The organism is Pseudomonas sp. NFACC46-3 (assembly GCF_900114515.1).
GTDB lineage: Bacteria > Pseudomonadota > Gammaproteobacteria > Pseudomonadales > Pseudomonadaceae > Aquipseudomonas > Aquipseudomonas fluorescens_Q.
In genome coordinates this window covers 1-13,757 of sequence record NZ_FOTH01000065.1, presented here as the reverse complement: position 1 = coordinate 13,757, position 13,757 = coordinate 1, and the positions used below count along the sequence as shown (strand labels likewise).

Sequence of the window (13,757 nt, the reverse complement as noted above, 5' to 3'; positions counted from 1 at the left end):
TTGGGGCTGCTGCGCAGCCCAGCGGGAGCAAGCTCCCTCGCCACAGGTCCGTGTTGACCCACCCCTGAGTATCATTGCCCCTAAAGCCGCCAGGCGGGCTGCCGCTGGCGCTTGATTACGTTATACTCGCCGGCTTTCAAAAGTTCGCCAACGAGTGCTGCCCGCCATGGAAATCAACCCGATCCTTAACACCATCAAGGACCTGTCCGAGCGCTCCGAAACTATTCGGGGGTATCTTTGACTACGATCAAAAGCATGAGCGTCTGACCGAAGTCAATCGCGAGCTTGAAGATCCGAATGTCTGGAACAACCCTTCGTACGCCCAGGAGCTGGGCCGCGAGCGTTCTGCGCTGGCGCAGATCGTCGAGACCCTGGACGAGTTGTCCAGCGGCCTGGCCGATTGCCGCGACCTGCTGGACATGGCTGTCGAAGAGAACGATGAAGGCGCGGTCGGCGATGTCGTCGCCGAGCTGACACGCCTCGACGAGAACCTCGCCAAGCTGGAATTCCGTCGCATGTTCAGCGGCGAGATGGACATGAACAACGCCTACCTGGACATCCAGGCCGGTTCCGGCGGCACCGAAGCCCAGGACTGGGCCAACATCCTGCTGCGCATGTACCTGCGCTGGGCTGACAAACGCGGTTTCGACGCCACCATCATGGAACTGTCGGCCGGTGAAGTCGCCGGGATCAAGGGCGCTACCGTGCACATCAAGGGTGAATACGCCTTTGGCTGGCTGCGGACCGAGATCGGCGTGCACCGCCTGGTGCGTAAAAGCCCGTTCGACTCCGGCAACCGTCGCCACACCTCGTTCTCGGCCGTCTTCGTTTCGCCGGAAATCGATGACAACATCGAGATCGAGATCAACCCGGCGGATTTGCGCATCGACACCTACCGTTCCTCCGGGGCCGGTGGCCAGCACGTCAACACCACCGACTCGGCCGTACGGATTACCCACGTACCGACCAACACCGTGGTCAGTTGCCAGAACGAGCGTTCCCAGCACGCCAACAAAGACACCGCGATGAAGATGCTCCGGGCTCGCCTTTACGAGCAGGAAGTGCAGAAGCGCAACGCGGCGTCCCAGGCACTGGAAGACACCAAGTCGGACATCGGCTGGGGTCACCAGATCCGTTCGTACGTGCTCGATGCCTCGCGGATCAAGGATCTGCGGACCAGCATCGAACGCAGCGATTGCGACAAGGTGCTCGATGGCGATATCGATGAATACCTGATCGCCAGCCTCAAACAAGGGCTGTAACGCGACACCCATGCGGCGGGCAGGCACGCTTCCATCAAGGAGCAGGCTGGCCCGCAAACTCCGGCCCGGGGCCGGGGGCAACGAACCTGTGATGGAATCCTTAAAGACATGAGCGACCTAGAACTCGACCCGCAAGCCCTGCAACAGGAAGAAAACTCCCTGATCGCCCTGCGCAAGGAAAAGCTTGCTGCCGAGCGCGCCAAGGGCCAGGCCTTCCCCAACGACTTCCGCCGCGACGCCTACTGCGACGTCTTGCAGAAGCAGTATGCGGACAAGACCAAGGAAGAGCTGGCCGAGGCGGCGATTCCAGTCAAGGTGGCCGGTCGTATCATGCTCAATCGTGGTTCGTTCATGGTGATCCAGGACATGACCGGTCGCATCCAGGTCTACGTCAACCGCAAGACCCTGCCGGAAGAAACCCTGGCCGCCGTCAAGACCTGGGACCTGGGCGACATCATTGCCGCCGAAGGCACCCTGGCCCGTTCCGGCAAGGGTGACCTGTATGTCGAAATGACCAGCGTGCGCCTGCTGACCAAGTCCCTGCGCCCGCTGCCGGACAAGCACCACGGCCTGACCGACACCGAGCAGCGTTATCGCCAGCGCTACGTCGATCTGATCGTCAACGAAGACGTGCGCCAGACCTTCCGTGTACGTTCGCAAGTCATCGCTCACATCCGCAGCTTCCTGATGAAGCGTGACTTCCTGGAAGTCGAGACGCCGATGCTGCAGACCATCCCCGGCGGTGCGGCGGCCAAGCCGTTCGAAACCCACCACAACGCCCTGGACATGGAAATGTTCCTGCGCATCGCGCCGGAGCTGTACCTCAAGCGGCTGGTGGTCGGTGGCTTCGAGAAAGTCTTCGAGATCAACCGCAATTTCCGTAACGAAGGCGTTTCGACCCGGCACAACCCCGAGTTCACCATGCTCGAGTTCTACCAGGCCTACGCCGACTACGAAGACAACATGGACCTGACCGAGGAGCTGTTCCGCGAGCTGGCGCAGCTTGTTCTCGGGACCACCGACGTGCCGTACGGCGACAAGGTGTTCCACTTCGGCGAGCCGTTCGTGCGCCTGTCGGTGTTCGACTCGATCCTCAAGTACAACCCTGAACTGACTGCCGATGACCTGAACGACATCGAAAAGGCTCGCGCCATCGCCAAGAAGGCCGGTGCCAAGGTGCTTGGCTTCGAAGGCCTGGGCAAGCTGCAAGTGATGATTTTCGAAGAGCTGGTCGAGCACAAGCTGGAACAGCCGCACTTCATCACCCAGTACCCGTTCGAAGTGTCGCCGCTGGCCCGTCGCAACGACGAGAACCCAAGCGTGACCGACCGTTTCGAGCTGTTCATCGGTGGTCGTGAAATCGCCAACGCCTATTCCGAGCTCAACGATGCAGAAGACCAGGCCGAGCGTTTCATGGCCCAGGTGGCTGACAAGGACGCCGGCGACGACGAAGCCATGCACTACGATGCCGACTTCGTGCGTGCCCTGGAGTACGGCATGCCGCCGACCGCAGGCGAAGGCATCGGCATCGATCGCCTGGTGATGTTGTTGACCAACTCGCCGTCGATCCGGGACGTGATTCTCTTCCCGCACATGCGGCCTCAAGCGTAAGTGCTTCAAATAAAAAGCCGCCTCGATGGGCGGCTTTTTATTGCCTGTCTGGTACAAACGTATCAATTGGTTAGTTTTTCAAAGAGCGAGGAAGACCTGTCGTGAATCGTGCAATGGCTTCAGAAGGTGCCGCGGGCGTCGCCACGGCTGTCGCTGAAAGTGTTCAGTACCAGGGCCGCAAGGCCAGCCGACAGGGCAGTGAGCAGCGTCGCCAGGAGATTCTCGACGCGGCCATGCGCATTGTGGTGCGCGATGGCGTGCGAGCCGTGCGTCACCGCGCCGTGGCCGCCGAAGCCGGCGTGCCGCTGTCGGCCACCACCTATTATTTCAAGGACATCGACGACCTGCTCACCGATACCTTCGCCCAATACGTGGAGCGCAGCGCGGCGTTCATGGCCAAGCTGTGGGCCAGCAACGAAGGCTTGCTGCGGGAAATGGTCGCTTACGGTGACGGCAGCGCCCAATCGCGCTCGCAACTGGCGGACGACATAGCCCGGATGACCGCCGACTACGTGCAACACCAATTGGACAGTCGCCGTGAGTACCTGATGGCTGAACAGGCCTTCCGCCAGGAAGCGCTGCTCAACCCGCGCCTGGCGGTGCTGGTGCGTTCCCACCAGCAGATTTTGCTGCACGGCACCTGTCAGTTTTTCCAGGTATTGGGCTCCCGTGAGCCGCAACAGGATGCCAAAGTGTTGACGGCGATTATCGGTCGGATGGAATATCAGGGCTTGCTCAATGGCGCCGAGCCGGTAGCCGATGAAGATATGCTCGGCATCCTGACCCGCTACATGCACCTGGTACTGGCGTCGGTGTGAATTACACCGTTCCCTGTGGCGAGGGGATTTATCCCCGCTGGGGCGCGTAGCGGCCCCAAAACCAGCCAACTGGGTACATCTGGCTAACTGAGCTGACTGCAAGGGGGCTGCTCCGCAGCCCAACGGGGATAAATCCCCTCGCCACAGATGCCATAGGGAGTTCAAATGAAAGCCTGGCGTGCCGTTGTCCTGGCCGTGTCGTTGCTGTTGCTCAGTGGCTGCCTGGTGTCCTTCAAGGCACCGTTGCCGCAAAGCGAAGCCGCGCCAGAGGGCCTGCTCGGTCACTGGACCAGCACCAATGCCTGGGGCGAACCGTTGAACCTGGAGCTGACGAAGGTCGGCAGGCACCGCTACCAAGCCATCAGCTACTTCAGGGCCAGGCCCCATGAGCGTGAAGCCATCCCGTTGACTGTTTCCCGTCATGGCAGCCGCTGGTACGTGTCGGCCAAGGTGCCGGCCCGGTTTGGCGGCCACTATTTGATCGCCGGTTTCGAGTTGACCGACAAGCAAGAGCTGGTGGTCTACAACCTGGACGTGGATCAGATCAACCAGGCCATCGGCCAGAAACGCCTCAGCGGCCAGCCGAACCAGAGCGAGGAAGGTGACGGGGTGCTGGTGGACAGCGACATGAACAAGGTTTTCAGTTACCTCGACGACCCGGCCAATTCCGATGTGTTCTCGGAGGCCGTGCGCTACCAGCGGCTGGTCAAACCCCAATAACAGCAACAAGCGGACGTTTTTTCACAGGAGTTCCGGGTGGACGATTACCAGCAGACGATACGCACCTTGTCCGATCGCATTGTGCTGGCGCAAACGCCGATTCGCATCCTCGACGCGGTGAAGTGGGACGAGAACATCCGCAAGGGCTTTCTCAAGGCCAAGGGCAAGGAAATGCCTGCGGTGGATCGCGACTATTACCTCAACCGGCCACTGTCCTTCGATTCGAGCAAGGTGAAGCTGGAGTTCCAGAACATCGAGCGTGACATCACCCGCCAGCTTGGGCAGTTCAACCCGGTTGGCCAGATCATGCGCCGCATGTGCAAGGAATACCGCATGGTGGTGCGCATGCTCGAGGCCCGTGGCACCGAGGATTTCGGGCTGATCTCCCAGGAGCTCTATGGCGCCGCCTCCGATGCCTTCCACGCCGGCGACCCGACCCTGGCCGACCTGGGCCTGATGCTCTCCGATTACCTGAACAACATCGATGGCCGTGGCGACCTCAAGGACGAGCCGAAAGTCCTCAGCGCCAAGGAAGCCGTCAGCCTGCTGCAACACCGCCTCAACCGGGTGTTTGGCGAAGCCGAGGAAACCATCCGGGTATTCGAGTCCGATGGTATCGTGGCCGACGCAGCGGCGGGCGCGGACTACATCAAGATCCGCACCGATGCGATGTTCAACGAGCGCGACGTGCGTGCGTTGGAAGTTCACGAAGGGCTGGTGCACGTCGGCACAACGCTCAACGGCCTCAACCAGCCAATCTGCACCTTCCTGTCCAAGGGCCCACCCTCGTCCACGGTCACCCAGGAAGGCCTGGCGATCCTGATGGAAATCATCACCTTCGCCTCCTACCCGAGCCGCCTGCGCAAACTGACCAACCGTACCCGGGCCATTCATATGGTGGAGGAGGGCGCCGATTTCCTGCAGATCTTCGAGTTCTTCCGCGAGCAGGGGTTTGAAATGGCCGAAAGCTACGGCAACGCCAGCCGGGTGTTCCGTGGCTCGGTGCCGACGGGGCTGCCATTTACCAAAGACTTGTCCTACCTCAAGGGCTTCATCATGGTTTACAACTACATTCAGTTGGCCGTGCGCAAAGGCAAACTGGAGCAGGTGCCGCTGCTGTTCTGCGGCAAGACCACCCTCGAGGACATGCGTACGTTGCGGCAACTGGTAGACGAAGGCCTGGTGGTGCCGCCCAAATACCTGCCCGAGCAGTTCCGCGACATGAACGCCCTGTCGGCCTGGATGTGTTTCTCCAACTTCCTGAACCACCTGAGCCTGGACCGGATCGAAGCGGATTATTCCAATATCCTTTGAGCATCACACTGTCCAATTGTGGGAGCGGGCTTGCTCCCGCAGGGGACCGTGTTCCAATTCTGTTTTTTTGCGAGGCTTCACCGGATGCGAACCCTCGGCATCATTTGCCTATTGTTGGCCCTGAGCGGTTGCAGTTCCCTGCTGTTCTACCCCGAACACGGCCAGCCGTTCACCCCGGAGCGGGCCAGGCTCGAGTACCGCGACGTCACCCTGACCACCGCCGACGGTCTCAAGCTTCACGGCTGGTGGCTGCCCGTCAAACCGGGTGTGGAGGTCAAGGGCACGGTCCTGCATTTGCACGGCAACGGCGGCAACCTGGCCTGGCACCTGGGCGGGAGCTGGTGGTTGCCGGAGCAGGGCTACCAGGTGTTGATGGTCGACTACCGGGGTTATGGCCTGTCCGAAGGCGAGCCGAGCCTGCCGGCGATTTACCAGGACATTGACGCCGCGTTCCAATGGCTCGACCAGGCGCCCGAGGTGCAGGGCAAGCCGCTGGTGCTGCTCGGCCAGAGCCTGGGCGGTGCGCTGGCGGTGCATTACCTGGTCGAGCATCCGCAGCGCCAGCGACAGCTCAAGGCCCTGGTGCTCGATGGCGTGCCCGCCAGCTATCGCGACGTCGGCCGTTTTGCCCTGAGTACGTCCTGGCTGACCTGGCCGTTCCAGGTGCCGTTGTCCTGGCTGGTACCGGACGGTGACAGCGCGATCAGTTCCGTGGCGCAATTGAATGGCGTGCCGAAATTGATCTACCACAGCCTGGACGATCCCATCGTTCCCCTTTCCAATGGCATCCGCCTGTATCAAGCTGCGCCGCCACCGCGGGTCCTGCAATTGACACGCGGCGGCCATGTGCAGACGTTCGCCGACCCAACCTGGCGCACTGTGATGCTGCGCTACCTCGACGATCCCCAGCACTTCGACGGCCTGCGCCGCCTGGGCGAGGTCCCGAATTACCCGAAATCACCCGTTGAATCACCAGAGAGCCCGCAATGAGCGAAGAACGTAACGCCATCCCCCTGATCATCACCGGTATCTGCAGCATCCTCGGCACCGTTGCGACGCTGTGGTACTACGGCTACCTGCACTTCGCCAAGCCTGAGGATGCGTTGCTGCTCAACCAATTCACCATGCTCAAGACCGTACCGGGCGAGGACTACAAGGTTTCCCTGGAGCCGGCCCCCCAGGTCGCCCAGTGCATCGATGGTGTGCTGGTGTTGTTCGACACCGAGCAGAAAGGCCTGACCGGCGTGCTGATCAACGAGAAGAAACGCGCGGTGCGCTGCATGGGGCAGGAGACGCCGCAGAAACTGCAGCCGTAACAATTCTCTGTGGGAGCGAGCTTGCTCGCGATAGCGGTGGATCAGTCAACACCTATGTCGACTGACCTGCCGCCATCGCGAGCAAGCTCGCTCCCACAGGGGATACGACCCGCTCAACAAAATGTGCAGCCATTAAAAAGCCCCGCCTGATTGAAGTCAGGCGGGGCTTTTTGTTGGCCGTCAGTCGATCAGTTGGCGCTCATGGTCGAGCGCGGGGCCACTGGCTGGTTGTCGTTGGAGATGGTCACTTCCACGCGACGGTTCATGGCACGGCCCGAGACGCTGGTGTTGTCAGCCACGGGGAATTCCTTGCCATAGCCTTGGGTCACGATACGGTCCATGTTCACGCCCATATTCACCAGAGCCATACGCACCGAGTTGGCGCGGCGTTCGGACAGCGACTGGTTGTATGAGTCCGAACCGGTGCTGTCGGTATAGCCTTCGATGATCACCTTGCGGTCCGGGTTTTCCTGGAGGAACTGCGCCAGTTTGTTCACATTCGTCATGCCGCTGGCGCGCAGGTCGGACTTGTTGGTGGCGAACAGCACGTCGCCGAAGGTCACCAGCGTACCGCGTTCGGTCTGCTTGGCGTTGAGGCTGTCCTGCAGTTGCTTGATCTGCGCGTTACGCGCATCGAGCAAGGCACGCGCACGTTCGTCACCGGCGTTTTTCAACTCGGCTTCGGCGTTGCGCAGGGCGATGGTCTGCTTGGCCACTTCGACGCGCTGGTTGGTCAGGTAGGCCAACTGGTCGACCTTGGCTTCGTCTTCCTTGTCCATATAGGCCTTGTCAGCCTTGGCCAGGAAGTCGGCGGCGTCCTTGGTTTCCAGTGCGGCCACTTTGGTCGCCGCTGGATCAGCCTGCAGGCCGTTGTAATTGGTGCGGGCCTGTTCCAGGTTCGCGTTCGGGTCGTGGGAGCAAGCGGCCAGGGCTACGCAGGCAGCGAGCAGGGCGGGCATCATCAAGTGTTTGTGCATCATAGTCTGTCGTCCTTTTATCAATGAGAAGTACGTCGTGGCGTGAACGGCTTACTGAACCTTGTTCATGCCTTCCTGACGCAGTTCCTGAACCCCTTTCTGAGAATCCTTGAGTGCTTGTTCGGCCTTGGCGGCCTGAGCCTTGCGCTCGGCGACGCGGGCGTCCCACTCGGCCTGTTCGGCCAGACGCTTGGCTTCGTCGTACTTCTTGTCATGCATGGCGATTTCCGCCTGCTTGAGTTTGTCCTGGGCCGATTTCATTTCCACAGCAGCGAATTCGGTACCGCCGGCGCTGACGGCGCTGTTGACCGCCGATTGGGTCACCGCGTACTGCTCCGAAGGTGGATTACCGGCGCAACCGGCGAGAATGAAGCTGCTACCGATCGCCAGGGCAGCCAACTTCAAGCCGCGCAGGCCAGTGGATGAGGGTTTGGCAGTGCAGGTATTCATAGGCTTCAACTCCATTGGAAAACTCCTGAAAAAACGACAAATCCATGCTGGGACCGAAGCCGTGACGTCTGGTTTGGCGCTGGCGCCAAGGCGCGTTTATTTAAACAACCGTTCCAGTATGGTTACTCGGTGTGACCCGAGGCGTTTTTCAAAAGTTCAGCGAAGATGGCCATTCGCCAAAAGAATTACTGACTGATCGGTCAGCGGCAAAAAAGCTGAACTTTCAAGGCGCGCAGCGGTATTGCGGCGCGGGTGGAAAGCCACCGCGCCGGAAAGTCGCAACCAGGAATGAAAGCGGTCAGTGTTTGGATTTGTCGTTCTGCGAGGAAAGGTCGTGCAGATGCCGCCGGGACAAGGCGAGGAATCGTGGGGTCGGACCCACGTCTTCGTACAGCGGGTCGCCTTCTTCATCGGTGGCGACGACTTGCGAGCCCTTGATGTAGGGGAAGCTGGCTTCCAGCTCTTCCAGTGCCGCTCCGATCAGCTCGCCGAGCAGCTCCTCGGGCTGGCGCTTGGGGTACATGTCGCAGATTGCTGCCAGCCGGGCGGCGGCTTCCACGTCCAGGTGAATCGTGTAGCCAGTCTCGGTCAGACGGCCCTTGGCGTTTTCTTCCCAATGCTGGGCAAGCTCACGAATTTTCATGATGACCTCAATAAGCCTGCTCGTGGCAGGCGCGGTGAGTGACAAGCCGTTGTGTGGCTTAATCATGAGACTAGCTTTGTCCTGCAAGGTTTAAAGTCCCTTCGTCGCTTGTCAGAAACGGTGGGCATCGGCACTCTCTAATCCAAGAGCTGTCCGGACTTTTTGCTGGAGAAATGCTGATGACCGATATCGATGCACGCTTGCGCGAAGACGTTCACCTGCTGGGTGAGTTATTGGGCAACACCATCCGCGAACAATACGGGGATGCGTTTCTCGACAAGATCGAGCAGATCCGCAAGGGCGCCAAGGCTGACCGACGCGGTTCCGTGGACGCCGAACTCAGCGCCAGCCTCAACCAGTTGAGCGAGGACGAACTGCTGCCGGTGGCGCGGGCATTCAACCAGTTTCTCAACCTGGCCAATATCGCCGAGCAATATCAACTTATCCACCGCCGCGAAGAATCGCAGCCGGAACCCTTCGAGGCGCGGGTGTTGCCCGAGCTGCTCGCCCGGTTGCGGGCCGAAGGCCATGGCGCCGAGGCCCTGGCCCGGCAATTGGGGCGGCTGGAGATCGAATTGGTCCTCACGGCACACCCCACGGAAGTGGCTCGCCGTACACTGATCCAGAAATATGACGCCATCGCCGCGCAACTGGCGGCCCAGGATCACCGCGACCTGACCAGCGCCGAGCGCGCGCAGATTCACGAACGCCTGCAACGCTTGATCGCCGAAGCCTGGCACACCGAAGAAATCCGCCGCACCCGGCCAACCCCGGTGGACGAGGCCAAGTGGGGGTTCGCGGTGATCGAGCACTCGTTGTGGCAGGCCATTCCCAATTACCTGCGCAAGGCCGACCAGGCCCTGCATGCCGCGACCGGCTTGCGCCTGCCGCTGGAGGCCGCGCCAATCCGTTTTGCCTCGTGGATGGGCGGCGACCGCGACGGCAACCCGAATGTCACCGCTGCCGTGACCCGCGAGGTGCTGTTGCTGGCGCGGTGGATGGCGGCGGACCTGTATCTGCGTGATGTCGATCAACTGGCGGCCGAGCTGTCCATGCAACACGCCAGCGAGGCCTTGCGTGCCCAGGCCGGCGACAGCGCCGAACCTTATCGCGCCGTGCTCAAGCAATTGCGTGAACGCCTGCGCGCCACCCGCAACTGGGCCCACGCCTCCTTGAGCGCCGCCACGCCGCCAAGCGCCGACGTGTTACAGCACAACCGCGAGCTGCTGGACCCCCTGGAGCTGTGCTACCACTCGTTGCACGAATGCGGCATGGGTGTGATTGCCGACGGGCCGCTGCTCGATTGCCTGCGCCGGGCGGTGACGTTCGGTCTGTTCCTGGTGCGCCTCGATGTGCGCCAGGACTCGACGCGCCATACCGCCGCCATGACGGAAATAACCGACTACTTGGGGCTGGGGCGCTATGAGGATTGGAACGAGGAGCAGCGCATCAGCTTCTTGCTGGCGGAACTGAGCAACCGGCGTCCGCTGCTGCCGGCCCATTTCAAGCCATCGGCCGATACGGCGGAAGTCTTGGCGACGTGCCGAGAAGTGGCCGCGGCGCCAGCGGCGTCCCTGGGTTCCTACGTGATCTCCATGGCCGGTGCGGCTTCCGATGTCCTCGCGGTGCAGCTGTTGTTGAAGGACGCCGGCGTGTTGCGGCCAATGCGCGTGGTACCGCTGTTCGAGACCCTGGCCGACCTGGACAACGCCGGGCCGGTGATCGAGCGGCTGTTGCTGCTGCCCGGTTATCGCTCGCGGCTGCAAGGTCCTCAGGAAGTGATGATCGGCTATTCCGATTCGGCCAAGGATGCCGGGACCACTGCGGCGGCCTGGGCGCAGTATCGGGCCCAGGAGCGGCTGGTGGACATCTGCCGCGAGCAGCAAGTCGAACTGCTGTTGTTCCATGGTCGCGGCGGCACCGTGGGCCGTGGTGGTGGTCCGGCGCACGCGGCGATCCTGTCCCAGCCACCGGGTTCGGTGGCCGGGCGTTTCCGCACCACCGAGCAGGGCGAAATGATTCGTTTCAAATTCGGCCTGCCGGACATCGCCGAACAGAACCTCAACCTTTATCTCGCCGCCGTGCTCGAAGCGACGCTGCTGCCACCGCCGCCTCCCACGCCGCAGTGGCGGGACCTGATGGACGAGCTGGCGGCCGATGGCGTCCGTGCCTACCGCGCCGTGGTGCGGGAAAACCCGCAATTTGTCGAGTACTTCCGCCAGTCCACCCCCGAGCAGGAACTGGGGCGCCTGCCCCTGGGCAGCCGTCCGGCCAAGCGTCGGGCCGGTGGCATCGAAAGCCTGCGGGCGATCCCGTGGATCTTCGGTTGGACCCAGACCCGCTTGATGCTGCCGGCCTGGCTCGGCTGGGAAACCGCACTGAGCAAGGCCCTGGAGCGTGGCGAAGGCGAGCTGTTGGGGCAAATGCGCGAACAGTGGCCGTTCTTCCGGACCCGCATCGATATGCTGGAAATGGTGCTGGCCAAGGCCGACGCCGACATTGCCCGCTCCTACGACGAGCGTTTGGTGGAACCTGGGCTGCTGCCTTTGGGTGCGCATTTACGCGACCTATTGTCGCAGGCGTGCTCGGTGGTCCTTGGGTTGACCGGTCAGTCGCAGCTACTGGCACATAGCCCAGCCACGCTGGAATTCATTCGCCTGCGCAACACTTACCTCGACCCACTGCACCTGCTGCAGGCCGAATTGTTGGCGCGCTCGCGGCGGCAGGATGTGGCCCAGGGCAGCCCCGTGGAACAGGCGTTGCTGGTGTCTGTGGCGGGGATTGCCGCCGGTTTGCGCAATACCGGCTAAGATCAGGCAGCGCACCGAAACGGCTCGTCCGGCGTTCCCGGGCGTTGTCCGTGGGGGGAGGGTAAGGGTTGGCCAGGCGACAGTTTGTTGCTCGGTTGCGACTCTCGCCACCTCCTCCGAAGGTCGTATCGGGTGCGGGTTCCTCCGACTTTCGGCGGCTTGTGTGGGTCGGGCCTGCTGTGTATCTTGATCAGCCTTTGGCCGTTTGGGCGGTCACGATCCTGTTTTTCGAAGATTGGCCCCACGAGGCGAATCCGAGCGTTTTACATAAAAAAATTGAGGAGCACATCGATGCGCGTCATTCTGCTGGGAGCTCCCGGGGCCGGTAAAGGTACTCAGGCAAAGTTCATCACCGAAAAATTCGGTATCCCGCAAATTTCCACTGGCGACATGCTGCGTGCCGCAGTCAAGGCGGGCACCGAGCTGGGCGTCAAGGCCAAGAGCATCATGGATGCCGGCGGCCTGGTGTCGGATGACCTGATCATCGCCCTGGTCAAGGATCGTATCGCTCAAGCCGATTGCGCCAACGGCTTCCTGTTCGACGGCTTCCCGCGCACCATTCCCCAGGCCGAAGCCCTGGTGACTGCCGGTGTTGAGCTCGATCACGTGGTCGAAATCGCGGTCGACGACGAAGAGATCGTCCAGCGCATTGCCGGTCGTCGCGTCCACGAGCCATCTGGCCGTGTCTACCACACCGTCTACAACCCGCCGAAAGTCGCGGGCAAGGACGACGTTACCGGTGAAGAGCTGGTGCAGCGCAAGGACGACACCGAAGAAACCGTGCGTCATCGCCTGTCGGTCTACCATTCCCAGACCAAGCCGCTGGTGGCGTTCTACCAGAACCTGTCGGCTGCCCAGGGCAAGCCGAAGTACAGCCACATCCCGGGCGTTGGCTCGGTCGATGCGATCACCGGCAAGGTGCTCGAAGCGCTGAGCTGAAAAGTCTGATCAGTTGCATCAACTACGGCCCGCTTGCGGGCCGTAGTTGTTTATACTGGCGCACTTTTTTCCACCTGATTTACGGACACATCGATGAGCACCTTGCTGGCCCTGGACACCGCGACTGAAGCTTGCTCCGTTGCCTTGCTGCACGACGGCAAGGTCACGAGCCATTACGAGGTGATCCCGCGCCTGCATGCGCAGAAGCTATTGCCGATGATCCAGAAACTGCTGAGCGATGCCGGGACGACCTTGCAGGCAGTGGATGCGATTGCCTTCGGTCGCGGGCCGGGGGCTTTTACCGGCGTGCGCATCGCCATCGGCGTGGTGCAAGGGTTGGCGTTTGCCCTGGAGCGGCCGGTGTTGCCGGTGTCGAACCTGGCGGTGCTGGCCCAGCGCGCCTTGCGTGAACAGGGCGCCCGCCAAGTCGCAGCGGCCATCGATGCGCGCATGGACGAGGTGTACTGGGGCTGCTATCGCGAAACCGACGGCGAGATGCGCCTGGTCGGTGCTGAGGCGGTATTGCCACCCGAGGCCGCGGCGTTGCCAAGCGGGGCCGACGGTGCATGGTTCGGTGCCGGTACCGGTTGGGGCTACGGCGAGCGCATCGCCGTCAGCCTGACCGGCCAGGACGCCTCCCTGCTGCCTCACGCCGAAGACCTGCTGGCCCTGGCGCGCTTCGCCTGGGAGCGCGGTGAAGCCATTCCCGCCGATGATGCGCAGCCGGTGTACCTGCGGGACAAGGTGGCAACGCCCAAGTCCGAGCGGTAAAAAGCATCACGCCACTTTCAAGCGGGCAGCGTTGTGGCGAGGGAGCTTGCTCCCGCTGGGTGGCGCAGCCGCCCCCGTTTTTCCCAACCACTGAAGATGTTCCAGCCCGGCGACAGTGGCGTCTGC

The 13,757-nt window shown here is 61.9% G+C and carries 13 protein-coding genes; 10 read left to right on the top strand and 3 right to left on the bottom strand.

Features of this window, described 5'->3' with window-relative positions; translation table 11 throughout:
* Positions 1–166 precede the first annotated feature (166 nt).
* The 7 genes from prfB (at position 167) to BM300_RS29360 (ending at position 7,041) form a co-directional block, all read left to right on the top strand.
* A protein-coding gene (prfB, locus tag BM300_RS29390) for a peptide chain release factor 2 (protein ID WP_095963568.1) occupies positions 167–1,262 on the top strand; the annotation gives its coding sequence in 2 pieces (ribosomal slippage) (positions 167–238 and positions 240–1,262; 1,095 coding nt in all).
* Between the two features lie 108 nt (positions 1,263–1,370).
* Positions 1,371–2,873, top strand: a complete 1,503-nt coding sequence (gene lysS / locus BM300_RS29385; protein WP_092223278.1) for a lysine--tRNA ligase — start codon at positions 1,371–1,373, stop codon at positions 2,871–2,873.
* A gap of 101 nt (positions 2,874–2,974) precedes the next feature.
* Positions 2,975–3,691 carry a TetR/AcrR family transcriptional regulator gene (locus tag BM300_RS29380; RefSeq protein WP_058545985.1) on the top strand — a complete coding sequence of 239 codons (717 nt, stop codon included), beginning with the start codon at positions 2,975–2,977 and terminating at the stop codon, positions 3,689–3,691.
* 165 nt (positions 3,692–3,856) lie between these two features.
* Complete coding sequence (locus BM300_RS29375) at positions 3,857–4,411, top strand: hypothetical protein (RefSeq protein ID WP_072343518.1); 555 nt, start codon at positions 3,857–3,859, stop codon at positions 4,409–4,411.
* 36 nt (positions 4,412–4,447) lie between these two features.
* On the top strand, positions 4,448–5,725 hold the full coding sequence (locus BM300_RS29370) for a flavohemoglobin expression-modulating QEGLA motif protein (RefSeq protein WP_063322801.1): 1,278 nt from the start codon (positions 4,448–4,450) through the stop codon (positions 5,723–5,725).
* A gap of 84 nt (positions 5,726–5,809) precedes the next feature.
* On the top strand, positions 5,810–6,715 hold the full coding sequence (locus tag BM300_RS29365) for an alpha/beta hydrolase (RefSeq protein ID WP_092464679.1): 906 nt from the start codon (positions 5,810–5,812) through the stop codon (positions 6,713–6,715).
* Positions 6,712–7,041 carry a PA3694 family proteiin gene (locus tag BM300_RS29360; protein WP_003198160.1) on the top strand — a complete coding sequence of 110 codons (330 nt, stop codon included), beginning with the start codon at positions 6,712–6,714 and terminating at the stop codon, positions 7,039–7,041. The genes BM300_RS29365 and BM300_RS29360 overlap by 4 nt, the downstream gene beginning before the upstream one ends.
* Positions 7,042–7,229: 188 nt before the next feature.
* Here BM300_RS29360 and BM300_RS29355 read toward each other — a convergent pair whose 3' ends face one another.
* The 3 genes from BM300_RS29355 to BM300_RS29345 all read right to left on the bottom strand — a co-directional run bounded on the left by BM300_RS29355 (position 7,230) and on the right by BM300_RS29345 (position 9,111).
* Positions 7,230–8,018, bottom strand: a complete 789-nt coding sequence (locus BM300_RS29355; RefSeq protein WP_063325159.1) for a lipotoxin F family OmpA-related lipoprotein LptF — start codon at positions 8,016–8,018, stop codon at positions 7,230–7,232.
* A gap of 51 nt (positions 8,019–8,069) precedes the next feature.
* Positions 8,070–8,483 (bottom strand): DUF4398 domain-containing protein, encoded by a 414-nt coding sequence (locus tag BM300_RS29350; protein WP_003198164.1) that lies wholly within the window; start codon positions 8,481–8,483, stop codon positions 8,070–8,072.
* A 283-nt stretch (positions 8,484–8,766) separates the two neighbouring features.
* The gene (locus BM300_RS29345) at positions 8,767–9,111 is read right to left on the bottom strand and encodes a pilin assembly protein (RefSeq protein ID WP_072343512.1); all 345 of its coding nucleotides are present in this window, start codon (positions 9,109–9,111) and stop codon (positions 8,767–8,769) included.
* 179 nt (positions 9,112–9,290) lie between these two features.
* Here BM300_RS29345 and ppc point away from each other — a divergent pair, with 179 nt between their 5' ends.
* The 3 genes from ppc to tsaB all read left to right on the top strand — a co-directional run bounded on the left by ppc (position 9,291) and on the right by tsaB (position 13,631).
* Positions 9,291–11,921: a phosphoenolpyruvate carboxylase gene (ppc, locus tag BM300_RS29340; RefSeq protein ID WP_092143992.1), complete on the top strand. Its 2,631-nt coding sequence runs from the start codon at positions 9,291–9,293 to the stop codon at positions 11,919–11,921.
* A 291-nt stretch (positions 11,922–12,212) separates the two neighbouring features.
* Positions 12,213–12,860, top strand: coding sequence for an adenylate kinase (gene adk / locus BM300_RS29335; protein WP_072343510.1), 648 nt, complete (start codon positions 12,213–12,215; stop codon positions 12,858–12,860).
* 93 nt (positions 12,861–12,953) lie between these two features.
* On the top strand, positions 12,954–13,631 hold the full coding sequence (tsaB, locus tag BM300_RS29330; RefSeq protein ID WP_092349108.1) for a tRNA (adenosine(37)-N6)-threonylcarbamoyltransferase complex dimerization subunit type 1 TsaB: 678 nt from the start codon (positions 12,954–12,956) through the stop codon (positions 13,629–13,631).
* Positions 13,632–13,757: the final 126 nt, after the last annotated feature.

What these genes read in the sequence shown, in the direction of transcription:
- BM300_RS29375 (WP_072343518.1), top strand. Translation starts at nt 3,857, where the DNA reads ATGAAAGCCTGGCGTGCCGTTGTCCTGGCCGTGTCGTTGCTGTTGCTC.
- BM300_RS29355 (WP_063325159.1), bottom strand. Translation starts at nt 8,018, where the DNA reads ATGCACAAACACTTGATGATGCCCGCCCTGCTCGCTGCCTGCGTAGCC.
- lysS (WP_092223278.1), top strand. Translation starts at nt 1,371, where the DNA reads ATGAGCGACCTAGAACTCGACCCGCAAGCCCTGCAACAGGAAGAAAAC.
- adk (WP_072343510.1), top strand. Translation starts at nt 12,213, where the DNA reads ATGCGCGTCATTCTGCTGGGAGCTCCCGGGGCCGGTAAAGGTACTCAG.
- ppc (WP_092143992.1), top strand. Translation starts at nt 9,291, where the DNA reads ATGACCGATATCGATGCACGCTTGCGCGAAGACGTTCACCTGCTGGGT.
- BM300_RS29345 (WP_072343512.1), bottom strand. Translation starts at nt 9,111, where the DNA reads ATGAAAATTCGTGAGCTTGCCCAGCATTGGGAAGAAAACGCCAAGGGC.
- tsaB (WP_092349108.1), top strand. Translation starts at nt 12,954, where the DNA reads ATGAGCACCTTGCTGGCCCTGGACACCGCGACTGAAGCTTGCTCCGTT.
- BM300_RS29360 (WP_003198160.1), top strand. Translation starts at nt 6,712, where the DNA reads ATGAGCGAAGAACGTAACGCCATCCCCCTGATCATCACCGGTATCTGC.
- BM300_RS29365 (WP_092464679.1), top strand. Translation starts at nt 5,810, where the DNA reads ATGCGAACCCTCGGCATCATTTGCCTATTGTTGGCCCTGAGCGGTTGC.
- BM300_RS29350 (WP_003198164.1), bottom strand. Translation starts at nt 8,483, where the DNA reads ATGGAGTTGAAGCCTATGAATACCTGCACTGCCAAACCCTCATCCACT.